Raw genomic sequence first — 22,500 nt, forward strand, 5'->3', positions numbered from 1 at the left:
TGTTGAGGTTTTTCTTTCTGAGGAAGCTGAGGATATTAAGGAGGAGGCTCGTGAGGAAGAGGAGGATAGGATTTCTCGTGATGAGTTGAAGGCTAAGACTAGTGAGATGGCGAAGTTGACTCCTACTTATTTGGTTTTAACTATTGTTTCTTCTGTTATAGCTACTTGTGGTATTCTTCTTAATAGTACTGCTGTTGTTGTAGGTTCGATGGTTATTGCTCCGCTTATTGGGCCTGCTGTGGCGTCTGGTGTTGGTACTGTTCTTGCGGATCGTGGTTTGTTTCGTGAGGCGATTGTTTCTGAGGTTATGGGGGTTTTGGTTGCTGTTGTTTCTTCGGCGGTATTTGCTTGGTTGGCGTTTAAATTTAATTTGGTTTCTCCGATTTATGAGCCGTTGTTGGTTGATGAGATTGTTGAGAGGATTTATCCGACTTTTTTGAGTATTGCTATAGCGGTTGGTTCGGGGGTTGCGGGAGCGCTTTCGTTGACTGCTGGTTTGAATACTGCTCTTGTTGGGGTTATGATTGCTGTTGCTCTTATTCCTCCTGCGTCTGTGGCTGGTATTGGTATTGCGTTGGGAGATCCGTTGATTGCTGTTGGTGCTTCGGTTTTGCTTGTGATTAATGTGTTGTTCCTTAATTTGGCGGGGACGTTTACTTTGAGGTTTGAAGGGTATTTGCCAAGTGAGTATTATAAGCAGGTTTGGGTTAAGAGGGATCTTGTTCGGGTGAGTATTGTTTATGTGGTTTTGATTGCTATTGCATCTACAGTGGTTGTTGGTGTTTCGTATGATATGTATACCAATGATGCGTTTGAAGGGGAGGTGCAGGAGGTTGTTGAGGATGTTCTTGCTGGTTATGGTGAGGTTACGTTTAGAGGTATTGAGTTTCAATATGAGAGTTATTATATAATGTTTGAAGAACCTGTCTCTACAACTATATCTATATACTCAACTGCTCCACCGCCTGACAACCTTAAAATGGAGCTGGAGGAATTGATTTATATGGAGACTGGTAAAGAACTTGAGATAACTGTAGAGGTTATACAGAGGATTTAAGTGTTTTTCAGGAGGTTTTTGTTTGTTTGAAAGTTTTTTTGACGGTAAGGATGGATTGAAGAATATATCTTTTGTATTTATTTTTATTGGTTTGTTTTTAGCATACTTATCTGTGTTTGTGGAGTATATGTTTAAGTTTGATAATGATTTTTTACTTGTTCCAGGATTTTTAATTTCGTTTATAGGGATTTTTTGGTTGTTTAAAGCTGTCTCACCTAACAATAAAGGGGATGGTTGAAGGGAAAATGTTTAGTTGTGTGGGGGTAATGGGTTTTTGGTGTAGGATTTGGCTGTTGAATCACTTTGGATTGAAGTTTGTTGGTGTTGATTTGTATGAAGTTTAGTGGTAGTGATGTAATTTCGATGCAGGAGTTTAGTAAGGAAGGGGTTTTTGAGGTTCTTTCTCATGCTCAAAGGATTAAGGAGGAAGGGCCGCGGGTGGATCTTTCCGGTTTGGTTTTAGCTAACTTGTTTTTTGAACCGAGTACTCGGACTAAACTTTCTTTTGAAACCGCCATGAAACGGCTGGGTGGTGAGGTTATATCTATCGATTCTGTTAGGGCTTCATCTATAAAGAAGGGGGAGACTTTGGCAGATACTGTGCGTGTTATTGAAGGGTATGCTGATGGATTGGTTTTGAGGCATCCTAAAGAGGGTGCGGCTAAGATGGCTGCTCGATTTGTCGATTGTCCTGTTATCAATGCGGGAGATGGGTCGAATGAACATCCTACACAGACATTAACTGATTTGTATACTATTTGGAGGGAGAAAGGCCGTATAGATGGGTTGAATATCGCTGTTATGGGTGATTTGAAATATGGTCGAACAGTTCATTCTCTTGTAATTCCATTATCGATGTTTGATGTTAACTTGTTTTTGATTTCACCACCACAACTAGAAATTCGGAGCGAGATTCTTAACGATATCAAGAGAAATAAAGCCGATATACATAAATCTAGTTTTATCGAGAGTTTGATTGGAGATATAGATATTTTATATGCGACCCGTATTCAAGAAGAAAGGTTTGCTGATCCAAATGAATATGAGAAGGTCTCTGGAAGCTATAAAATTGATAAAAAACTGTTGAATGGGGCTAAAAAAGATTTAATCTTGATGCATCCATTACCTCGAGTGGACGAAATCAATCCTGAAGTGGATCAACTTGACGCAGCCTGCTATTTCGAACAATCTGCAAATGGGGTAACCATCCGAATGGCGCTTCTAGAAATGATTTTAGGAGGCGTTTTAGATGAATGATAAAGACCTCAGAGTTGGATCCATCAAGGATGGAACTGTAATTGACCATATCGATGCTGGATCAGCACTGAAAGTTGTTCAGATACTAGGTATCGATGAAAACATAGAAGATATAGTCTCGATCGCTATGAATGTGCCTTCCGCTAAAACCAAAACAAAGGACATTGTGAAGGTGGAGGACAGAGAACTTGCTTCAGATGAGGTTGATAAGATAGCGTTGATTGCTCCTGAAGGAACCATAAATATCATACGTAACTATGAGGTCATTGAAAAAAACAAAGTAAATCTACCGAAATTTATAAAAGAGGTTGTGAGATGTCCAAACCGGAACTGTATCTCAAACACCGATGAACCGATAAAATCGGAGTTCCAAGTTATCAACAAAAACCCCGTAAAACTACGATGTGTCTACTGTGAACGGGCCATTGAACAAAATGTATCGGAACACATAAAATAGGTCTTACTAATTTAAATTAAAAAATCGAAATCTAGGATTAAATTAAAGTGTTTTTTTGGTTTTTTTAGTGTTTTTTTGATAGTTTTATTGCTTTGTTGACGGTTTCTGTTGCGTTTCGGCCTATGATTCTTATCATTGGTTCTTTGCCGTGTCCTCCTGTGTCGTATATTATGTCTGGTATTTTTTGTGTGTTTTTGATTGCTTTGTCGGTTCCGTGGGACATTGTGTTGTTTTGTGGGACGTTTTTTCTTTTGAATGAGGTTGTTTTGTAGCCTTGTTTTTTTGCTTTTTTGATTGTTTTTGGTGTGTATTTTATGTTCATTGCGCTTCTGTAGTTTGGGTTGTGTTTCATTACGGTGGTTATAACTCTTGCTATGTGGCTTGATGCTCCGTATTTTGGACATCCGACTGGTTTGATTTTGTTGTTTAGTTTTACTATTCGTCCGGGTATGGCTATGATGTCTTGTGAGGTTTCTGCGTTTTTTGTTGCCATTCCAAGGTTTGATCCGACTTCTGGGATTAGGTCGGTTGGGTTTGTTTTTTTGAGTTTTTTGATTGCTTTTGTGTGGTTTTTTTGTGTTTTGTATCTGTTTGATTGGTTTATGGTTGTTTTGTTCGGGTTTACGGGGATGTTTCCGGCTCCTATTTTTTCTCCGTTTTTGATTGCTTCTGTTGTGAATTTTTTTGCTTTTTTGATTGCTTTGTTTGGTTTGTTTCCTTTTGCTATGTATGCGGTTATTGCTGAGGAGAATGTGCATCCTGAGCCGTGTGAGTTTATTTTGAGTAGTTTTCCTTTTAGGGTTTGGTGTTTTTTTCCGTTGTATATGTAGTCGTCTCCGTCTATGTGGCCTCCGGTTATTACTATTGTTTTTGGGCCTTTTTTCCATATTTTTTCTGCTGCTGTTTTGATGTCTTGTTTTGTTTTTATTTGTTTGTTGCTGAGTTCTATTGCTTCTTCTTTGTTTGGGGTTATTAGGTCGGATATTTTGATTATTTTGGTTTTTATTGTTTTTAGGCTTTCTTTTGTTACTAGGGGGTCGCCGCTTTCTGAGATCATCACTGGGTCGAGTACTGTGTATATGTCTTGTTTTTTTAGTGTTTTGTAGACGGTTTCAGCTATTTTTTTGTTGTGGAGCATTCCGATTTTTATTGCTTTTATTTCGATGTCGTCTAGTACGGTTTCTATCTGGGTTTGTATTGTTTCTGGTTTTAGGTCTTGGACTTGTTGCACTGTTTTTGTGTTTTGGCTTGTTACTGAGGTTATGGTTGAACATCCGTGGACTCCTATGGCTGAGAAGGTTTTTAGATCTGCTTGTATTCCTGCTCCACCGCCTGAGTCTGATCCGGCGATTGTCATTACTGAAGGTGGTTTCAAGTTTGGTCACCAATTAGATAATGATATTTGTTTGTGTTTAATCTAACTAATGTGAAATGTGAAAGATATTTGGTTAATCGGTGGGATGTGAAAAATAGTTTGTTTTGTTTTGGAGTTGTTTTTGGGTTTATTTTAGGTGTTTTAGTCCTTCTTTGCCTAGGGCTTTTATTATTGAGGGGACTCTTAGTCCGTATTTTTTTAGTAGTTGGTTGTCTGTGAGTATTTTTTCGGCTGGTCCTTGTTTTTTGAGTTCTCCGTTTTGTAGTATTATTGCTTTGCTGCAGGTTTGTAGTACCATTTCTATGTCGTTTGAGGCTATTATTTTGGTTTTGTCTATTTGTTTGAGTAGTTTTATCATGTTTTCTCTTGCTCCGGGATCAAGGTTTGATACTGGTTCGTCGAGTAGGACTATTTCTGGGTTCATGGATAGTACTGTTGCTAGTGCTATTCGTTTTTTTTGTCCGAAGCTTAGGTCGTGTGATCCTTTTTGTTCTTTTCCTGGTAGTCCGACTTTTTTTAGTGATTCTTTGACGATTTCTTCTATTGAGTTTTTGTTGCATATTTCGAGTTGCATTGGTCCGAAGGCTATGTCTTCGAATACTGTTGGCATGAATAGTTGGTCGTGTGGGTCTTGGAAGACTATGCTTACTTTTCTGCGGACCCATTCTTCGTTGTTTTTTACTTTGTGGCCTAGTACTTTTATTTCTCCTTGTGTTGGTTTTAGTATGTGTGGTATGGATTGGAGTAGTGTTGATTTTCCTGCTCCGTTTGGTCCGAGTAGTGCTATTGATTCTCCTTTTTTTATGTTTAGTGTTATGTTTTTGAGTCCTGTGGTTCCGTCATCGTATGTATAGCTTATGTTTTTTAGTTGTATTGCTGGTTTTTTCAATGTTTCACTTCTCCGGTTCTTGTTAGATTAGGTGTAGGGTTATTGCTAGTATGATTGTTGAGAAGGATAGTAGTATGTCTTTGTTTGTTAGGTTTATTTTGTTGTTTATTGTTGTGGTCATTGTTCCTCGGTATCCTCTGGCCATCATTGCTTTGTGGACTCTCTGGCTTCTGTCGTAGCTTCTTACGAATATCATTCCTATTATGTTGCCTAGTATTTTTAGTTTGGATGGTTTTGCTTTTGGTTTGTATCCTCTGGCTTTTGCGGACATCATTGATTTTTCGGTTTCTTCGTAGATGACGAAGATGTATTTGTAGGTTAGGAAGAAGATTTCTATGAATGTTTGGGGGATTCCTAGTTCGTTTAGGGCTCTGAGTATTTCTTCGATTTTTGTTGTCATTATTATGGTTAGGGATAGTGTCATTATTGAGATCATTTTTAGGCTTATTATGCTTGCCATTGTTAGGCCTTCGTAGGTGGCTGTTAGGAATAGTATTGTGAATACTGGGTCTCCTGCTGTGAAGAATGGTACGAAGAGGAATATTGCGGCTGCGAATAGGAATATCCATTTTAGGCGTTTTATTAGTTTTTTTATTGGTAGTTTTGAGAGTGTTATTATTCCTATTATTAGTGTTAGGGCTATTGTTAGGGCTATTAGGTTTTGTAGTAGTACTATAGAGGTTATGAGTATTAGTGTGGATATTATTTTTGTTTTGGGGTTGAAGTTGTGTAGGAAGGTGTTTCCGTTTATGTATAGGTTTTTGTTTTTCATTTTTTCCCCCAGGTATTATGTAAAAACCACTAATCAAGGCTTATTGAATTTTTGCAATATATATTTAACATTGGTGTTTTAATAAAACTAACGTTTTTATAGATTGTTTTCGTGGTATGGTAGATAAGTAAGTAATGAGGGTGGGGATAGGTGGGAGGATTTTTTACCCAACTTCCCTCGAATTAAAATAAAAAAAAGAAAGGGGGAATGCGAGGGAGTTTTGCATCCCCAAAACCCTCATCAAACTTGATTGGGTTATGTTGGCTTCTTTGTGTTAAAAACTTGAGTTTGTTTCAAGTTTCTATTTTTAAGTCAAACCATTCCTATTTTCTTTAGTTTTTTGTCTTAACAAGCATTTCTGGTTTGACTTTGGCTAGATATCCTATTACTACGGCAAGTACGATTCCTTCTAGCAGTATTATTGGTGCGTGGACTACTGCTAGGCTGTAGGCCATTTCTGTTAGGCCTGCATCCATCAGTGGTTCTGAGATTATGAGGGATGCTACTGCGAGTGTTACTACTAGGACTACGCCTATTGCTGATACTATGCCGCCTAAAATTGCTTCGGCATGTTCTCTGTTTATGTAGTTTAGGCCTTTTACGTACATGAGGTAGGCTATTAATGCAGGTATGCCCATGAAGACGGTGTTTATGCCGATTGTGGTTATTCCGCCGTGACCTGTTACTGCGTGTAGTATTATTATGATTGTTGCGGAAAGGTAGGCTTGGCTTCCCAGTAGTATTCCGAGTGCTCCTGCCATGGTTAGGTGTGCCGATGATCCTCCGACGGGTATGTGTATGTAGGTTATTACGAATAGGGCTGCTGTTATTAGTGCTATACGGGGGATGTCGTCTCTATCGATTTTTCTTAGTGACCATAGTACAAGTGCTATGGTGATTATTATTCCTGCTATCCATACTGGTTCGGCCAGTACTCCATCTGCTATGTGCATTATTTACCACCCAAAATATATTCAAGTAAATCTTAATTAATTCAAGTTAAATTTATATCTGGGGGGTTTTAATATTTTCCACCCAAAAACCAAGGAAATAATAAACAGTCCTCAATATATAGGGAGGAAGAGCAAAAAAACACAGAAATTCCGGAGGAAAAACCAAGGATGACCCTAAAAGGAACCCCAACAAAAGAAGAAGCAATCGGAATAGTAATACAGAAACTAGACCTACAAAAAAACCATAAATTCCTAGACATAGGATGTGGATCAGGCGCAATATCAAAAGCAGCATCAAAAACAACAAAAAACATACACGGAATAGACATACGAAAAAAAGCAGTAGAAATATCAAAACAAAACTGTCCAGAAGCAACATTCCACCACGGAGACGCCTCACAAATAATACCAAAACTAGATGAATTCGACAGAATATTCATAGGCGGGACAAAAAATATAGACAGTTTCTTCACAAAAGCAACAGAAAAACTAAAACCAAACGGCATAATAATCGCCAACGCAGCAAGAATAGAAACAACAATAAAAATACAACAAAAAATGAAGCAAAAAAACCTCCACAAAGAAACCATAATGATAAACATAGCCAAAAACTACGAACTAGCAGGAGAAACAGCATTTAAACCCCAAAACCCAGTTTTCATGGTTGTAGGAAAATGTTAATAGGAATAAGCCTCGGACCAGGAGACCCAGAACTACTCACAATAAAAGCACAGAAAACACTCAAACAAGCAGACAAAGTATACGTACCAGGAGAAAGAGCAAAAAACCTAGTAAAACCCTACTGCAAACCAACAACACTAAAATTCCCAATGACATCAGACCAAGAAGTACTAGAAAAATACTGGAACAAACACGTCAAAGAGATAGCACCAATAGCCAAAAACAAAACAGTAGCATTCGCAGTATTAGGAGACGTAAACTACTTCTCAACATTCGGACACATAAAAAGAATATTCGAAGAAAAACACCCAGACATAAAAACCAAAACAATACCAGGAGTAAGCGCAATAACCGCAATGGCATCCAAAATGGACGTATTCATCGACAAATCATTCCAAGTAACCGACGGAAGCCAACAACAATCAAAAATAATAATGAAAGCAACAGAACTCAACAAACAGATAGAAACACTAAAAAAAGAAGGATACAACGAATTCATACTCGGAAAAGAACTCTACACAGAAAACGAAGAAATAACAACCAAAATACCAGAAAAAAGCCCATACTTCTCCATACTACTAGCAAGAAAAAACACACAAAAAAACAAGGAGAAAAAATAAAATGAAACTATATTTCGTAGGAGCAGGACCAGGAGACCCAGAACTAATCACAGTCAAAGGAAAAAAACACCTAAAAACAGCAGACCTAATCGTATACGCAGGATCACTAATAAACGAAGAAATACTCAAAGACCTCGACGCCGAACTAATAGACAGCTACGGCCTAGAACTACAAGAAATCACCCAGAAAATGATAGAAGCACTCAAACAAAACAAAAAAGTAGTCAGACTACACAGCGGAGACCCATCCCTATACGGAGCAATCGTAGAACAAATGGAAATACTAAACAAACACAACATCGAATACGAAGTAATACCCGGAGTATCCTCAGTATTCGCAACAACAGCAGCACTAAAAACCCAACTAACACTAAAAGGAGTTTCAGAATCAGCCATACTCACCAGACCCAGCGGAGAAACACTAGAACAAGACAAAATAAAACAACTATCACAGATGAACACCACACTCGTAATATTCCTCGGAATATCAAAAATCGAAGAAATAGTCAAAAAAGTAGACAGACCAAAAAACACCCCAGTAGCAGTAGTATACAAAGCAAGCTGGGACCAAGAAAAAATAATCAAAGGAACCCTCGAAAACATAGCACAAAAAGTCAAAAAAGAAGACATAAAAAGATCAGCCCTAATAATAATCGGTGAAGTCGTAGAAAAAACCGGATACAGGAGGTCAGAGCTATACGGCTAAACAGAATAATCTACTTCGAAAGAGACCGAAAACAAGCCAAAAAAATAAAAAAAGCACTAAAAAACAACCAAAACAAAACAACACTAACACCATACAGCCAACACAACTTCAAAACAAACCAAAAAAACGAAACCCACATATACCTAATGGCCCTCGGAATAGTCATCCGAAAAACAAAACACCAACTCAAAAACAAATGGAAAGACACCCCAATAATCGTAGTAGACAGAAACCTCAACCACGCAATACCAGTAACCGGCGGCCACCACGGAGCAAACCAAACCACACTCAAACTACATAAAAAACTAGGACTCTACCCCGCAATAACAACCGCAACCGAAGCATCACAAAAACCATCACTAGAAGAGATAGCCAGAAAACACAACAAAAAAATAAAAAACAAACCAGCATCCAAAAAAATCAACTCATACATACTAGACCTACAGACAGACCTACCAATAATAAAGATAGACGGACCAAGAACCATCATGATAGAAGACAACGTAGCCATCCTACACAACCCAGAAAAAACACCAAACTACATAATAGGAGTTGGAGCACGCAAAAACATAAAAAAACAAAAAGTAATCGACGCAGTAAAAAAAACACTCCAACAAAACAACCTAAACAAAAAACAGGTCACAGCACTGGCAACCGCCGACATAAAGGAAGACGAAGAAGGAATAAAAAAAGCAGCACAACAACTAGAACTCCCACTCCTAATCGTACCGAAAAAAAAGATAAACCAAATCAACCCCCCCTCAAAATCAAGGGCAGAAGACCTAGGCTACACCGGAGTAGCAGAACCAACAGCCCTAGCCACTTCAATAGAAAAAAAACTCATCCAGAAAAAAACAGCTTTTGACGACGTCACAACCGCAATAGCGAGGTAAACAGATGGCTGGAAAACTAAATATAGTAGGAATAGGACCCGGAAAAACAGAGTATATCACAAAAAAAGCATTAACAGCAATAAAAAATTCAGACGTAATAATCGGCTACAGAACATACCTAGAGTTCATACAACAATACACAGACAACAAAGAAGTTATAGGAAGCGGCATGAAAGGAGAGGTCAACCGCGCCAAAAAAGCAGTAGAAAAAGCCAAAAACAAAACAGTATCCATAATAAGCGGTGGAGACCCCAACATATACGGAATCTCCGGAATCACAATGGAGATAGCCAAAGATAGAAACTACCAAGGCCAAATAGAAATAATCCCCGGAGTAACAGCCTTCGCAGCAGCAGGCGCAAACCTAAAAAACCCATACAACAACGGAGTCTGCTGCATAAGCATGAGCGACCTCCTAACCCCCTGGGAACAAATAACCCAGAGAGCCACAACAGCCGCAAAACACGACATAACAACAGTGTTCTACAACCCAAGAAGCAAACAAAGAAAAGAAAACCTCCGCAAAACACTCAAAATATTCAGCAAACACCGACCCAAAACACAAGAAGCAGTGATAGCCAAAAACATAGCCAGGGAAAACCAAGAACTCCAAAAAACAACACTAGAAAAAATACAAAAAGACAGCCAATACAACCAAATAGGAATGCGCACACTCGTAATAATAGGCTCCAGCAACTCCCAACTACAAATACAAAACAAAAAACACCCCCAAATAATAGGAATCGGACCCGGAAACCCAGAACACCTAACCCAGAAAGCAATAAAACAAATAGAAAACTCAAACCAAATATACGGCCCCCAAACACACCTAAACCAAATAAAACCACACATAAAAAACCAAAAAACACAGAGCCACAAACACCTCAAATACCAAGAAAGAATCAAAACAAGAATCCAACAAGCAACCAAAAACACAGCCATAATATCCGGAGGCGACCCCTCCATATACGGACACAAACAAAAACAAAAAACAACAAAAACAACACCAGGAATAACCGCATACCAAGCACTCGCATCAAAAACAGGAGCACCAATAATAAACGACTTCATAATAAAATCCACCACCCAAAAAGACTGGATACAAACAACCAAAAACGCATTAAAAACCGACTTCGCAATCGGAATATACAACACATCCCCCAAAGAAATAGAAAAAATCAAACAGATAACACCAGAAAACAGAACCATCGCTATAGGCAGAAACATCACACGAAAAAACCAACAACTCCATATAACAACCCCAAAACAACTAGACACCAAAAAACTACCAAACAAGAAAAACCACACAACACTCATACCAAACTCAAACTCAATCTACTGGAAAAAAAGGAACTTTATAATAACCAGAAGAGGATATAAGAATAAATATGACTACTGAAAATTTTGATTTTGGAGCAACATCCCAAGAAGGAGAAGAAATAGCACAAGAAAGCTGGCAAATCGCAAGCAGAATCGTAGGAGACGACAGCCCAGAAGGCCAGATAACCACAAGATGCGTGATAGCAACAGGCGACTCAGACATAAAACACCTCGTAAACTACAACAACAACAACCCAATAGAAGCCGGATTAGACGCACTAAAAGACCAAGCCCCAATCTACGTCGACATAAACATGGTTAAAGTAGGAGTAACCGAAAAAGGCCACAAATCAAAAATCGACACCGCAATAGGAAAAGGAGACGACAAAGCAGAAAAAGAAGGAATAACAAGAACCTCAGCCGGATTCATAGAGCTAGGACCAAAACTAAACAACTCAATAATCGTAATAGGAAACTCACCATCAGCCCTCTTCACCGTATGCGACATGATGGACGAAGGAATAATCGACCCAAAACTAGTAATAGGAATGCCAGTAGGCTTCGTAGGAGCCCAAGACAGCAAAGCAAGACTCGACGAAATGGAAGTACCCTCAATAACCATCACCGGAAGCAAAGGCGGCACACCAATGGCCGTAACAACAATAAACGGAATAATAGAAATGCATAGAAACGAGTGATAAGTTGGAAAAAACACAAAACCACACCACAGACCCAATACTAAAAGAAAAAATACCCCACCAATGGATAGAGAAAACAGAACTAACAAAAGAAGAAGCAATAAAACAAATAAAAACAGGAAAACTAATCGTCCTACCCGACGGAACAACACTCAAAAGAGGATACACAACCGGAACAACAGCCGCAGCCGCAGCAAAAGGAGCAATACACGCATTAAACCAAAACGCCGGAACACCCGCAGAAATCAAACAACAACCAGAAACAGAAAAACCCGAAGAACAAATAAACAAACTAAAAATCAAAACACCAACCCCAACAGGAATAAAAGCAGAACTAAACACCCTAATAATACCAGGAAAAGGAGTCTGCACAGCCACAAAACCATCCAGCGGCCACAGCTTCGACTCAACAGAAGGACTAGTAATAAAAGCAGCAGCAGAACCAAGCGACAAAATAGAAATAGGATACGGCTTCGGAATCGGAACAGTCGAAACCACAGGATTCAACATAAAACCAGGAACACCAGCAGTATCCAAAACCGTAAGAAAACAAATAAAACAAGCAGTCAAAGAAGCCTGCCAAGAAACAAACCATAAAGCAGCCAAAATAGTCATAATAACAACCAACCCAACAGAAGAAGCAATAATGATCAACTCAAAACTAGGCATCAAAGACGGAATATCCCTACTAGGAACAACAGGCTACGTAGAACCATGGAACGACAAACTAATCGAAGCAAGACTAAAACAAACAAAACAAGCAGACAAAGTCGTCCTAACAACCGGAATGATGGGAATGAAATACAGCAGACAACTCTACCCCGATCACCAACCAATAAAAATCGGAAACCAATTCGACCGACTACAACAAAAAAACCTAAAACACAAAAAACCAGTACTCTGCGGCCTACCAGGCCTAATACTACGATGGGGCAACCCAAACATACTCGAAAACGTCGAACAACCATCCGTAGCACAACTAGTAGAACAAGACCCAGAAAACCCAGAAATCGACAAAGCACTAAAAAAAGTACAACAAAAACTACCAAACTACGAAATAACACTCGTAAAAAACAACGGCCAAATACTACGAAAAAAACAACCAAAAAACCAATAAGGAAAACAAAATGAAGATAGTCGGAGTCGGTATAGCACCAGGAATGATGACAGAAAAAGCAATAAAAACAATAAAACAAACAAAAAACATCCTAGGATCAAAAAGAGCAATCAAAATCGCAGAAAAACACATACCACCCGACTCCAACTGCAAAACAATACAAAACTACAGAAAACTAAACCAACAACCACCAAACACAGCCATACTATCAACCGGCGACCCAATGCTAAGCGGCCTAGGATACCTAGACGGCGAAGTAATAAACGGAATATCATCACTACAATACGCCTGCGCAAAACTCAAAATAAAACAAACAGAAGTAATACCAATCTCATTCCACGGAAGAAAAAGAAACTACAACAAACTACAAAAACAACTTGAAATCAACAACAAAATCTTCCTCATAACCGATCCAGACCTAAACATCCAAAAACTAACCCAAAAAATAAAACAAACCAACACACCAAGCCAAATAATAATACTAAACAAACTCGGATACCCAGACGAAAAAATAACCAAAGGAACAACCCAAAACCCACCCAAACCAACAACAAAACTATATTCAATCCTAATCAAACCAACCCTAAACCACACCCAAAATCAACCAAAAAACAAATAAAACAAACAAAACATCCAAAACTTTAAGTATCTAACAAATCATTCAACTTCAAGCTAAAGACGATTTTCTAATATTCGTTCGAGGCAAAATCAGAAAGTGAGGTGTTAAATTTATGAATGAAGGTTTTTCCAACCCACCAACGCCAATCGAGGAAGGCGAACTCTACGACGTCGAGATAGAAGACACAGGTAAAGAAGGCGATGGCATTGCAAAAATCGAAAACTTCGTTGTTTTCGTACCAAATGCCAATGTGGGAGAGAAGGTCACGGTTGAAATTGAAACCGTCAAGAGTACCTTTGGAGTCGGCAAAGTAGTTAACTAACTACCGCTCTAAAGAAAATTTTACTGGTTTTCCCAGACCAGACCCTTATTTTTATTATTTTTCCAAAACCTACAGAAATTCCCAAACAACTTTAATAATCGTTCTATATTTTCCAAAACTCTTTTTAACAAAAACAACCGATACCCAGTCCTAAACAGACAAAAACACTGTTTCTCCTAAAAACTCCTACTGTTTTTATAAATATTTTGTTGGAAAACAATTAAGAGAAATTGTACCTAAAAAAACCCGTAGTTAAATTACGTTTGTCAGCAGATACCTAAACCACTCCGGATATCCAAACTAAATCAAAAATTGAAGGTATACATATATGACTAGATTCGGCGAATCTGAACCATACAGCATTGGTATCGAAGAAGAGTTTCAGATTGTAGATCCAGATACCTGGGGACTTGTGTCTAGAGCAGACGAAATGTTAGAGTGCGCAGAACCTATACGGGACAACCTTAGAACAGAGTTGTTCCAATCAATACTTGAAATAGCAACCGACGTCTGCAGCGATATAGACGAAGCAAGAGGCAACATATGGAAACTCAGAAACAAACTTTCCACATTTACCAAACAAAAAGGATATAGATTAGCAGCATCCGGTACACACCCCTTCGCAGAATGGAAAGAACAAGACGTAACAGACCAAGAACGATATAAAGAAGTTATCGAAGACTTAAGGTGGACCGGGAAAAGAGAACTGATTTTCGGCCAACACGTCCACGTAGGAGTCAGAAACAAAGAAGAAGCAATATTCATAACAAATACAATAAAAAACTTCCTACCCCACATCCTAGCCATATCAACAAACTCACCGTTCTGGCAGAAAGAAGATACAGGCTTAAAATCAACAAGAATCAGAATATTCGACTCACTACCAAGAACAGGCCTACCAATGCATTTCAAAGGATGGAAACACTACAAACAAGTAGAAAAAAGATTAATCAAAGGAGGCAGCATAGACGACGTTACAATGATATGGTGGGATGTGAGGCCCAGAGCCGATTTAGGAACAGTTGAAATACGGATCGCAGACCTCCCAACCAAAATCGACGAAAGCATAGCCCTAGCAGCATTAACCCAAGCATTGGTATACAAACTCTCAAAAGTCTACCAAAACCGAAGTGACCAACTACCATATCAACTGGACCAAGAGATAATAAAAGAAAACCGATGGCGAGCACTTAGAGACGGATTGGATGGAAGCTTCATAAAACGTAAAAATGGAGAAGTATACGAAATACCGGTCCAAAAAGAAATCTACAAAATGCTAGAGTTTGTAGACGACGCAGTTCAAGACCTAGGATTAAAAAAAGAAATCAACCTAATCGAAAAAAATGCAAAACAAAAATACACAGGAGCAGACCGACAAATCAAAACATACAGAGAAACAAACAGTTTAAAAGAAGTAGTAAAACAATCATCAAAACTAACAATGCCACCATAAAAAAACCACTTTTATAAAAACAAAATTAATAATTTCCCTAAACCAACCTACAAATTAGAAACACCTCGATCTACCTAGTTTTTTTATGAAAAATATAGGAAACCAACTAAAAACAACAGAATTCAATATCGGGATAACTTAAGATATAAATATCTATTAAAAAATGGTTTTTTGGGTGGATTCGATTTCCACCCAAAATAATGTGGTGTCTTTGTTTGGTTGAAGGGGTGGAGTTATAGAGTTTTGTAATGTTTTTTTTGGTTTTTTTCTGTAGTTTTCACCTTGATTTTTTAATCGTTTGAATGTATAACCGGTTTGCCAAGTAGTCATATTTTTTGGTTGGTATAGTTTTATTTTTGTTTTGTTTTTCGGGTTTTTATGCCATGAAGGTGTATAGTGTTAGTATTAGGGTTATTGTGTATGCTAGGATGATTAGTGCGTAAGCTCCTAGGTATGTACCGGATGCTAGCCATCCTGTGAGTTCTGTTGGGTATTCTTTTGACTTTACAACTTCATGAGGTTGGGTTGTTTTTGTCATTTTTGTTCCCTCCACCCCTCACTTTAGAATTTATATCAACACTATATATTAATTTAACGGTGTTTTATCAATTTTTGGATTTAATTTAATTAAAATCCCTAAAGAAAGTTTAAAATTTTTTAAAAACTTAAAGCTGATTCAATAGATTTGAGATAAAAAAATTAGTTTTAAGGTTTTTTTGGTAATACTAATTTATTTGATATTTAAACTCGCTATCGTTTTAGGTTTTGTTTGAAGTAATATGATTGTTTTTAATGAATTTGTGGTTGATGTTGGTTGGTTCTATAATCTAAAAAAACAAATAACCGAAACCTTTTTATAGTACAACATTCCATTAAAACAATGGATTCTACTTGATCATCTCTATGCATAGCAATGCATAGGAGAATAAAATATGTCTATGAGACAACCCGTATTTATATTAAGCGAAGATAGTGAAGTAACAAAAGGAAAAGACGCTCAAGAAAACAACATAAACGCAGCAAAAGCCGTAGCCGCTGCAGTCCGAACAACACTCGGACCAAAAGGCATGGACAAAATGCTCGCCAACACACTAGGAGACATAGTAATAACAAACGACGGCGCAACAATCCTAGAAGAGATGGATATAGAACACCCAGCAGCCAAAATGGTCGTCCAAGTAGCCGAAACACAAGAAGACGAAGTAGGCGACGGAACAACAACAGCAGTAGCAATAGCAGGAGAACTCCTAAAACAATCAGAAGACCTACTCGAAAAAGACGTACACCCAACAATAATAGCATCAGGACTAAGACAAGCATCACACAAATGCCAAGAAATACTAAACCAAGAAATAGCTAAAAAAGTATCAATCGAAAACGAAGAAAGACTAAAAAAAGTAGCCGAAACAGCAATGACAGGAAAAGGAGCCGAATCAGCAAGAGACACCCTAAAAGAAATAACCGTCAACGCAATAACAGCAGTAGCAGACAAAAAAGAAGACGGATACCAAGTCAACATCGACAACATCAAAATAGAAAAAAAAGTCGGAGGCAGAGCACAAGACACACAACTCGTTGAAGGAATGATAATCGACAAAGAAAAAGTACACCCAGAAATGCCCAAATCAGTAGAAAACGCAAAAATCGCTTTAATCAGCGCACCAATCGAACACAAAGAAACCGAAGTAGACGCAGAGATACAGATCACAAACCCAGACCAACTACAACAGTTCCTAGACGAAGAAGAAGCAATGCTCAAAAAATTGGTTAACAAAATCAAAGAAAGTGGAGCAAACGTAGTATTCTGCCAGAAAGGAATAGACGACATGGCCCAACACTACCTAGCAAAAGAAGGAATACTAGCAGTAAGAAGAGCCAGAAAATCAGACCTTAAAAAACTCGCCCGAGCAACAGGCGGAAACGTAGTCTCCAACATAGACGAAATATCAGAAGAAGACCTCGGACAAGCCGGCCACATAAAAGAAAAAAGAGTATCCAACGAAAACATGCTCTTCATAGAAGACTGCAAAAACCCCAGATCAGTATCCCTACTCGTAAGAGGAGGAACCGAACACGTAGTAGACGAAGTCGAAAGAGCACTGGAAGACGCATTAAAAGTGGTAGCAGTAGCAGTAGAAGACGGTAAAATAGTTGCCGGCGGTGGAGCTCCAGAAGTTGAGTTGGCTCATAGGCTTAGAGAGTATGCAGCATCTGTTGGTGGAAGAGAACAACTAGCAATAGAAGCATTCGCAAACGCACTAGAAATAGTTCCAAGAACACTAGCCGAAAACGCAGGACTCGACCCAATAGACGCATTAGTCGACCTAAGAAACAAACATGAAGCAGGCGAAAAAGCAGCCGGACTCAATGTATTCGATGGTGAAGTAATAGATATGTGGGAAGCAGGCGTTGTAGAACCACTAAGAGTCAAAACACAAGCAGTCGACTCCGCATCAGAAACAGCCGTAATGGTACTCCGAATCGACGACGTAATCTCCGGAGGAAGCGGAAGCGGTGGAGACCAACCCGACATGCCAGGAGGTCCAGGCGGCGGAATGCCCGGCGGCATGGGCGGCATGGGCGGAATGATGTAAACCCCCAATAAACCGAAAGAAACTGAAGCTGAATAAAAAATTTGGGTAGGTCCGATATAGGGCCTAACGCCCACCCCTTTCTCTTTTTTTTTATCTATAAAGTATTGTTAAGTTTAAAAGGAATTTGAGTTCAAAATATAAAAATACTATAAACTTAGAAACCTACATACCTCAAAAAATAAAAAACCGCTATAAAAATTTGAATGAAATGCAAAGAAATGAGAAATTGAACTGGTTTTATAATTCTTTATTTTCAAAAAAACCTCTCATTTTGGTGTCAACAGATTTTATATGATTTTTCAACCAACCGGTAAGGAAATTTAATACCTCAACAGAAACCGTCAATTTACCTTTATTGTGGTCCTCTATAAACTCATTAAGTTTTTCCACAAACTCTTCATGGTTGTCGATCTGCTCCTTCAAATCATCTTCAGGGTAATCATATTTCTCCATCAGTTCTTCCTCAGAACTAAAATGGTACTCAGTATAGTCTTTCATCTCCATCAGAATTTTAGACATTTTATCACTACCCCTACCTTTTCTCATAGCACCATGAAGTTCGTTAAACAAACTAAAAAGCTTCTTATGTTGTTCATCGATCTCTTTAATACCAACACTATAACTAGAATCCCATTCAACTAAACCCAAAACAAACACCAAACAAGAAATACAAGTAGGAGAATAAAAAATTTATGGAAATAAACCCTCTAAACCACTAACTAGAAAACTATTTAAACACACAATCAAAAAAGAAAATAAATCTCCAAAACCCATTCCACAAATTTAGATGTGGTGAAGATTTTTTGACACTATTAGATAGTTTAAAACAAAATAAAAACAAAATAAAAAACACAATAGTTGTTTTATTAATAATAACTGTCTTAATAACCTCTTTTTACGTAGAGTTAGTTTACATTGGACTTATAGCATTAGCATTAACAATTATATTAGCTCTAACATACGGTTTGATTGGTGGAATAGCCGGTGCTATAACCTCAATAATCACAATATACATATCATCATCATTACACGGCTATTTAAGTATCGAACAAGTTGTAAACAGCCTTTTAATATTAATGGCAATAGGAATAGGTATTGGATGGGCAAAAGACACATTAGAAGAACGAGAAAAAGAAATACGAGAGACAAAAAAGAAATACGAAAAACTAGCTTCAGAAAAATCCATACTACTAGACAACATCAACACACACATATGGTACCTAAAAAACCCAGATACATACGGATTAGTCAACAACCCACACGCAAAATTCCACGGATACAAAAAAAAACAAATAGAAAATAAAAAAATAACAGAAATACTCAACAAAAAAGAAGCAGAAAAAATCATCAAAGACAATAAAAAAGTATTCCAATCCAAAAAACCCCTTAAAACAAAACATTGGCTAACAAACAAAAAAGGAGAAAAAAAACTATTCTCAATCAAAAAAACACCCAAAACAAAACAAAACAAAGTTGAATACGTCGTCTGCACCGCAAACGATATTACAGACAAAAAAAGAACAAGACAAAGAGAAAAATTCCTCCACTCCCTACTAAGACACGACGTACGAAACAAATCTCAAATCATATACGGATACATCGACATACTAAAAAACCAAAAACACCCCAAAAAAACACAAAAATACATAAATAAAACACACAAAGCCATTCAAGAACAAATCGAAATAATAGATAAAGTCAGAGCACTCCAAAAAATCGACCAACACCAAAAAACAGAAATAAACATAACAAAAACAATCCAAAAAACCATAAACCAAAACAAAGACCTAGCAGAACAAAAAAACATCCAAATCAAAACAAAAACCCCAAAAAAACAAATAAAAGCCCTAGGAGGCCCACTAATAACCGAACTACTAAACAACATAATAGAAAACGCCATAAAACACTCAAACGCCACCCAAATAAAAATAAAAACACAAAACCAAAACAACCAAACAAAAATCACCATAGAAGACAACGGAAAAGGCATACCAGACAAACAAAAACAAAAAATCTTCAAAAAAGGCTACACCACAAACGGAACAGGCCTAGGCCTATACATAGCAAAAACAATAGCAAACGAATACCAAGGAAACATAAAACTAACCGACTCAAAACTAGGCGGAGCAAAATTCCAAATAACACTACCATCCAACTAACAAACACCAACCCAAACAAAAAACCATTTACATAACCAACCAAATAAAACCAAAAAAACCATAAAACAAAATTGGAGGATATATGACAAATAAAAGTAGAATAAAAAAATCTACAGAACTCCTCAAAAAAGATAATCAATTTACATTTTTATGTCTTTTATTTTTCTTTTATCTCTATGTTTCTTCTGAATAAACTTTGTAGACTTATTTATCTATGTCCCTTATATTTCATTATTAAGTAGTTTTTTTGGTTGTAATTTCTTGCTTTTCTGTCTTTTGAGTTTATATATAAAGCTTTCAGCTATAGAGATGGGGTTTAAAACGTGGGTGGTTAAACTCTGGGTGGACGGTTTGGGTGGATTATTATTCTTTTAATTTTAATTTTAAAGAGCTATAGTTTAATGTTGTTTGTCATTTACTTTTGAGAAGAAATTGATGTTTTGCTTTTCTTTGGTTTTTAGTTTATTTTTTGTTGAGTAACTTTTATGGTTTTTGGGTTTATGTTATTTTGTTGGTGTTTTTGTTGAGTTGTTTTAGTGTTGCTTTTGTTTGTGTTGAGAATGCGGGGAGAAGTCAGATGGCTAGGGCTATTGCTGAGGAGATTGTTAGGGAGAGGGATTTGGATGTGGATGTTTATTGTGGGGGTACGCAGCCTTCTGATAAGTTACATGTGAATGTCGTTAGGGCTATGGCTGAGTTTGGTGTTGATGTTTCAGGTCGTAGGCCACGTAAGATTGGTTTTGAAGAATTGGAGTCTATGGATATTGTTGTATCTATGGGTTGTTCTGGGTCGGCTTGTCCTTCTTCTTTGGCTGTTGAAACAAGGGAGTGGGATCTGGAGGATCCGGCTGGTAAGGGGATTGAAGAGGTCTGTAAGATTCGTGATGAGATTGAGAATTTAGTTAGAGATCTTTTAGAGTCATTTTTTTGATTTATTTTTTTTCGATTTAGTATATACTGTATATACTTTATAGTTTTATTATATTGTCTATATACTATTTAGGTAAGTTATATATATTTGTGTATTGAATCGTGTAACTAGATAGAAAATGAAATACAAAATAGCTTTAACCGCCCTAATTATCTGTCTGATCGCTTTAGGTGGAGCAGGATGCTTAGATAGTGGGGAGAGAGAAGGATTGACAATAGAAGGTTCTTCAACAGTTCTACCAGTAACAGATGCTGCAGCTGAAGCTTTTGAAGATAAATATGGAATCAGTGTATCCCTTTCAGGAGGCGGCTCTAGTCATGGTATAACTAGTGTTGCTGAAGAAAGAATCGACTTAGGAATGGCGTCAAGACTAGTTTCACAAGATGAAATAGATCGATATGGAGACAACTTTGAGAAACACGTGATAGGTTACGATGGTGTCGCCATAGTTGTAAGCGAAGAAATCTATAATGAAGGCGTACAAGACCTGACCGTCGATGAAGTTAGAGACATATATTCTGGAGAAATCCAAAATTGGGAAGAAGTTGGTGGGCCAGATAGAGAGATATTGACAGTTTCAAGAGAAGAAGGTTCTGGAACAGGCTCTGTTTTCTACAGTTCAATAGAAATAGACAGAGCAGACGCATCACTAGACCAAGTTAGCGATGGAAATGCCATGGTCAAACAATCGGTAGCAAACTCAGATAAAGCGATAGGATTCCTTGGGCTTGGATACGTTGGAGATGGGGCTGAATCAGTAGCTATAGATGGAGTAGAACCAACTTCAGACAATATACTAGCAGGAGAATACCCAATAGATAGGTCACTGCAATACTACTCATGGGGACCAGTAGATGGTGAAGCAGAGAAATTTATTGAATTCATACTAAGCGAAGAAGGACAGGAAATAGTTGAAAACGAGGGATACATACCATTACAGTAAAAACCGATAAAAATGGATAAAAAAGGGTTTATTAAAAACCAAAATAAATAAAATAACTTTTTTTAAACCACTCATATCCGTTTAAAAGAACTTTAAAACCCCCTATATTTTTATTTTTTATTATAAAGAAATCAAGGTCTTTCAAAGGTAATTAAGATGATCAAGAAACTAGGCATAAAGAGAATAAGGCTTAAAAAGATTAAAGAGAATTTAGTTCGATTCTTCTTTCTCTCAATAGCTGTATTGTCAGCTTCTATGATAATATTTATATTTGGTTTTCTTGCAAACGAAAGCATACCAGCATTAACTGAAGTTGGATTGGACCTGCTTTCTTTCAGGTGGAGTGCATCAAATAACCAATTCGGTTTATTACCAGCCATAATAGGTACTTTATTGGTTACATTAATAGCGATGACTATATCAATACCTTTAGGCCTATCATCAGCACTATATCTCTCTGAGATATGCACTAAAAAAACAAGAAACATTTTAAAACCAGTTATAGAGATACTTGCAGGGATACCATCAATTGTCTATGGTTTTATAGGTGTAGTTATATTTGTACCCAACATTGGTGAGGCCTTTGACTTGATATCAGGATACACAATATTCACTGCTGGATTCATGCTTTCAATAATGGCTCTACCTATAGTGATTAGCCTAGCTGACGACGCTTTAAATTCA

The 22,500-nt window shown here is 37.5% G+C and carries 25 protein-coding genes (2 of these 25 only partly in view); 19 read left to right on the forward strand and 6 right to left on the reverse strand.

The features are described 5' to 3' along the window. The 4 genes from AMET1_RS05870 to pyrI form a co-directional block, all read left to right on the forward strand. Positions 1 to 1,057, forward strand: partial view of a TIGR00341 family protein gene (locus tag AMET1_RS05870; RefSeq protein WP_086637556.1) — the 3' portion only. 218 nt of this gene lie to the left of the window's left edge; only the last 1,057 of its 1,275 coding nucleotides appear in the window; the start codon falls outside the window, past its left edge; it ends in the stop codon at positions 1,055 to 1,057. Between the two features lie 22 nt (positions 1,058 to 1,079). Continuing rightward, complete coding sequence (locus tag AMET1_RS05875; RefSeq protein ID WP_086637557.1) at positions 1,080 to 1,295, forward strand: hypothetical protein; 216 nt, start codon at positions 1,080 to 1,082, stop codon at positions 1,293 to 1,295. Between the two features lie 95 nt (positions 1,296 to 1,390). Beyond that, a complete protein-coding gene (pyrB, locus tag AMET1_RS05880) occupies positions 1,391 to 2,314 on the forward strand; it encodes an aspartate carbamoyltransferase (RefSeq protein ID WP_086637558.1) in 924 nt (307 codons plus the stop codon). Further along, positions 2,307 to 2,771 (forward strand): aspartate carbamoyltransferase regulatory subunit, encoded by a 465-nt coding sequence (gene pyrI, locus AMET1_RS05885; RefSeq protein ID WP_086637559.1) that lies wholly within the window; start codon positions 2,307 to 2,309, stop codon positions 2,769 to 2,771. The genes pyrB and pyrI overlap by 8 nt, the downstream gene beginning before the upstream one ends. Positions 2,772 to 2,835: 64 nt before the next feature. Here the strand turns inward: pyrI and thiD are convergent, their stop codons facing one another. From thiD to AMET1_RS05905, 4 genes are all read right to left on the reverse strand, one after another. Continuing rightward, a complete protein-coding gene (gene thiD, locus AMET1_RS05890; protein WP_086637560.1) occupies positions 2,836 to 4,146 on the reverse strand; it encodes a bifunctional hydroxymethylpyrimidine kinase/phosphomethylpyrimidine kinase in 1,311 nt (436 codons plus the stop codon). A 127-nt stretch (positions 4,147 to 4,273) separates the two neighbouring features. After that, entirely contained in the window at positions 4,274 to 5,035 is a 762-nt protein-coding gene (locus AMET1_RS05895) for an energy-coupling factor ABC transporter ATP-binding protein (RefSeq protein ID WP_086637561.1), read from the reverse strand. A gap of 22 nt (positions 5,036 to 5,057) precedes the next feature. Then, a complete protein-coding gene (gene cbiQ, locus AMET1_RS05900) occupies positions 5,058 to 5,807 on the reverse strand; it encodes a cobalt ECF transporter T component CbiQ (RefSeq protein WP_086637562.1) in 750 nt (249 codons plus the stop codon). Positions 5,808 to 6,139: 332 nt separating this feature from the next. Further along, entirely contained in the window at positions 6,140 to 6,760 is a 621-nt protein-coding gene (locus AMET1_RS05905) for a CbiM family transporter (protein WP_086637563.1), read from the reverse strand. 168 nt (positions 6,761 to 6,928) lie between these two features. Here AMET1_RS05905 and AMET1_RS05910 point away from each other — a divergent pair, with 168 nt between their 5' ends. The 10 genes from AMET1_RS05910 to AMET1_RS05955 all read left to right on the forward strand — a co-directional run bounded on the left by AMET1_RS05910 (position 6,929) and on the right by AMET1_RS05955 (position 15,189). Continuing rightward, complete coding sequence (locus tag AMET1_RS05910) at positions 6,929 to 7,441, forward strand: bifunctional cobalt-precorrin-7 (C(5))-methyltransferase/cobalt-precorrin-6B (C(15))-methyltransferase (protein ID WP_086637564.1); 513 nt, start codon at positions 6,929 to 6,931, stop codon at positions 7,439 to 7,441. Next, positions 7,435 to 8,061, forward strand: coding sequence for a cobalt-factor II C(20)-methyltransferase (locus tag AMET1_RS05915; protein ID WP_086637565.1), 627 nt, complete (start codon positions 7,435 to 7,437; stop codon positions 8,059 to 8,061). Before AMET1_RS05910 ends, AMET1_RS05915 begins: the two co-directional genes overlap by 7 nt. A gap of 1 nt (position 8,062) precedes the next feature. Beyond that, positions 8,063 to 8,767: a precorrin-4 C(11)-methyltransferase gene (gene cobM, locus AMET1_RS05920; RefSeq protein WP_086637566.1), complete on the forward strand. Its 705-nt coding sequence runs from the start codon at positions 8,063 to 8,065 to the stop codon at positions 8,765 to 8,767. 44 nt (positions 8,768 to 8,811) lie between these two features. Next, a complete protein-coding gene (locus AMET1_RS05925) occupies positions 8,812 to 9,660 on the forward strand; it encodes a cobalamin biosynthesis protein (RefSeq protein ID WP_269088002.1) in 849 nt (282 codons plus the stop codon). Positions 9,661 to 9,664: 4 nt separating this feature from the next. Next, entirely contained in the window at positions 9,665 to 11,059 is a 1,395-nt protein-coding gene (gene cobJ / locus AMET1_RS05930) for a precorrin-3B C(17)-methyltransferase (RefSeq protein ID WP_086637568.1), read from the forward strand. Continuing rightward, positions 11,049 to 11,678 carry a precorrin-8X methylmutase gene (locus AMET1_RS05935; protein ID WP_086637569.1) on the forward strand — a complete coding sequence of 210 codons (630 nt, stop codon included), beginning with the start codon at positions 11,049 to 11,051 and terminating at the stop codon, positions 11,676 to 11,678. Before cobJ ends, AMET1_RS05935 begins: the two co-directional genes overlap by 11 nt. A 4-nt stretch (positions 11,679 to 11,682) precedes the next feature. Continuing rightward, on the forward strand, positions 11,683 to 12,795 hold the full coding sequence (locus tag AMET1_RS05940) for a cobalt-precorrin-5B (C(1))-methyltransferase (protein ID WP_161490804.1): 1,113 nt from the start codon (positions 11,683 to 11,685) through the stop codon (positions 12,793 to 12,795). 10 nt (positions 12,796 to 12,805) lie between these two features. Then, a complete protein-coding gene (locus AMET1_RS05945) occupies positions 12,806 to 13,414 on the forward strand; it encodes a cobalt-precorrin-7 (C(5))-methyltransferase (RefSeq protein ID WP_086637571.1) in 609 nt (202 codons plus the stop codon). A 112-nt stretch (positions 13,415 to 13,526) separates the two neighbouring features. Beyond that, positions 13,527 to 13,736, forward strand: coding sequence for a TRAM domain-containing protein (locus AMET1_RS05950; protein ID WP_086637572.1), 210 nt, complete (start codon positions 13,527 to 13,529; stop codon positions 13,734 to 13,736). Between the two features lie 328 nt (positions 13,737 to 14,064). Beyond that, positions 14,065 to 15,189, forward strand: coding sequence for a carboxylate-amine ligase (locus AMET1_RS05955; protein WP_086637573.1), 1,125 nt, complete (start codon positions 14,065 to 14,067; stop codon positions 15,187 to 15,189). A 376-nt stretch (positions 15,190 to 15,565) separates the two neighbouring features. Here AMET1_RS05955 and AMET1_RS07920 read toward each other — a convergent pair whose 3' ends face one another. After that, a complete protein-coding gene (locus AMET1_RS07920) occupies positions 15,566 to 15,727 on the reverse strand; it encodes a hypothetical protein (RefSeq protein ID WP_161490805.1) in 162 nt (53 codons plus the stop codon). A gap of 394 nt (positions 15,728 to 16,121) precedes the next feature. Here AMET1_RS07920 and thsA point away from each other — a divergent pair, with 394 nt between their 5' ends. Next, complete coding sequence (gene thsA / locus AMET1_RS05960; RefSeq protein WP_086637574.1) at positions 16,122 to 17,783, forward strand: thermosome subunit alpha; 1,662 nt, start codon at positions 16,122 to 16,124, stop codon at positions 17,781 to 17,783. Between the two features lie 237 nt (positions 17,784 to 18,020). Here the strand turns inward: thsA and AMET1_RS05965 are convergent, their stop codons facing one another. Beyond that, positions 18,021 to 18,431: a bacteriohemerythrin gene (locus AMET1_RS05965; protein WP_086637575.1), complete on the reverse strand. Its 411-nt coding sequence runs from the start codon at positions 18,429 to 18,431 to the stop codon at positions 18,021 to 18,023. Positions 18,432 to 18,586: 155 nt separating this feature from the next. On the opposite strand from AMET1_RS05965, the gene AMET1_RS05970 reads away from it, so the two are divergent. The 4 genes from AMET1_RS05970 to pstC form a co-directional block, all read left to right on the forward strand. After that, positions 18,587 to 19,942, forward strand: a complete 1,356-nt coding sequence (locus AMET1_RS05970) for a PAS domain-containing sensor histidine kinase (protein WP_086637576.1) — start codon at positions 18,587 to 18,589, stop codon at positions 19,940 to 19,942. Between the two features lie 514 nt (positions 19,943 to 20,456). Continuing rightward, complete coding sequence (locus AMET1_RS05975) at positions 20,457 to 20,873, forward strand: arsenate-mycothiol transferase ArsC (RefSeq protein ID WP_394334883.1); 417 nt, start codon at positions 20,457 to 20,459, stop codon at positions 20,871 to 20,873. A gap of 118 nt (positions 20,874 to 20,991) precedes the next feature. Continuing rightward, positions 20,992 to 21,816, forward strand: a complete 825-nt coding sequence (locus AMET1_RS05980; RefSeq protein WP_086637578.1) for a phosphate ABC transporter substrate-binding protein — start codon at positions 20,992 to 20,994, stop codon at positions 21,814 to 21,816. A 156-nt stretch (positions 21,817 to 21,972) separates the two neighbouring features. Further along, positions 21,973 to 22,500, forward strand: partial view of a phosphate ABC transporter permease subunit PstC gene (pstC, locus tag AMET1_RS05985; RefSeq protein ID WP_086637579.1) — the 5' portion only. 378 nt of this gene lie beyond the right edge of the window; the window shows 528 of its 906 coding nt (coding positions 1–528); the start codon lies at positions 21,973 to 21,975; its stop codon lies beyond the right edge, outside the window.

Origin of the sequence: Methanonatronarchaeum thermophilum (assembly GCF_002153915.1) — an archaeon.
Taxonomy (GTDB): domain Archaea; phylum Halobacteriota; class Methanonatronarchaeia; order Methanonatronarchaeales; family Methanonatronarchaeaceae; genus Methanonatronarchaeum; species Methanonatronarchaeum thermophilum.

Coding starts and splice junctions, on each gene's coding strand:
- AMET1_RS05945 (WP_086637571.1), top strand. CDS start 12,806: ATGAAGATAGTCGGAGTCGGTATAGCACCAGGAATGATGACAGAAAAA.
- pyrB (WP_086637558.1), top strand. CDS start 1,391: ATGAAGTTTAGTGGTAGTGATGTAATTTCGATGCAGGAGTTTAGTAAG.
- AMET1_RS05935 (WP_086637569.1), top strand. CDS start 11,049: ATGACTACTGAAAATTTTGATTTTGGAGCAACATCCCAAGAAGGAGAA.
- AMET1_RS05915 (WP_086637565.1), top strand. CDS start 7,435: ATGTTAATAGGAATAAGCCTCGGACCAGGAGACCCAGAACTACTCACA.
- pyrI (WP_086637559.1), top strand. CDS start 2,307: ATGAATGATAAAGACCTCAGAGTTGGATCCATCAAGGATGGAACTGTA.
- cobM (WP_086637566.1), top strand. CDS start 8,063: ATGAAACTATATTTCGTAGGAGCAGGACCAGGAGACCCAGAACTAATC.
- AMET1_RS07920 (WP_161490805.1), bottom strand. CDS start 15,727: ATGACAAAAACAACCCAACCTCATGAAGTTGTAAAGTCAAAAGAATAC.
- thsA (WP_086637574.1), top strand. CDS start 16,122: ATGTCTATGAGACAACCCGTATTTATATTAAGCGAAGATAGTGAAGTA.
- AMET1_RS05950 (WP_086637572.1), top strand. CDS start 13,527: ATGAATGAAGGTTTTTCCAACCCACCAACGCCAATCGAGGAAGGCGAA.
- cobJ (WP_086637568.1), top strand. CDS start 9,665: ATGGCTGGAAAACTAAATATAGTAGGAATAGGACCCGGAAAAACAGAG.
- AMET1_RS05955 (WP_086637573.1), top strand. CDS start 14,065: ATGACTAGATTCGGCGAATCTGAACCATACAGCATTGGTATCGAAGAA.
- AMET1_RS05980 (WP_086637578.1), top strand. CDS start 20,992: ATGAAATACAAAATAGCTTTAACCGCCCTAATTATCTGTCTGATCGCT.
- AMET1_RS05910 (WP_086637564.1), top strand. CDS start 6,929: ATGACCCTAAAAGGAACCCCAACAAAAGAAGAAGCAATCGGAATAGTA.
- cbiQ (WP_086637562.1), bottom strand. CDS start 5,807: ATGAAAAACAAAAACCTATACATAAACGGAAACACCTTCCTACACAAC.
- AMET1_RS05905 (WP_086637563.1), bottom strand. CDS start 6,760: ATGCACATAGCAGATGGAGTACTGGCCGAACCAGTATGGATAGCAGGA.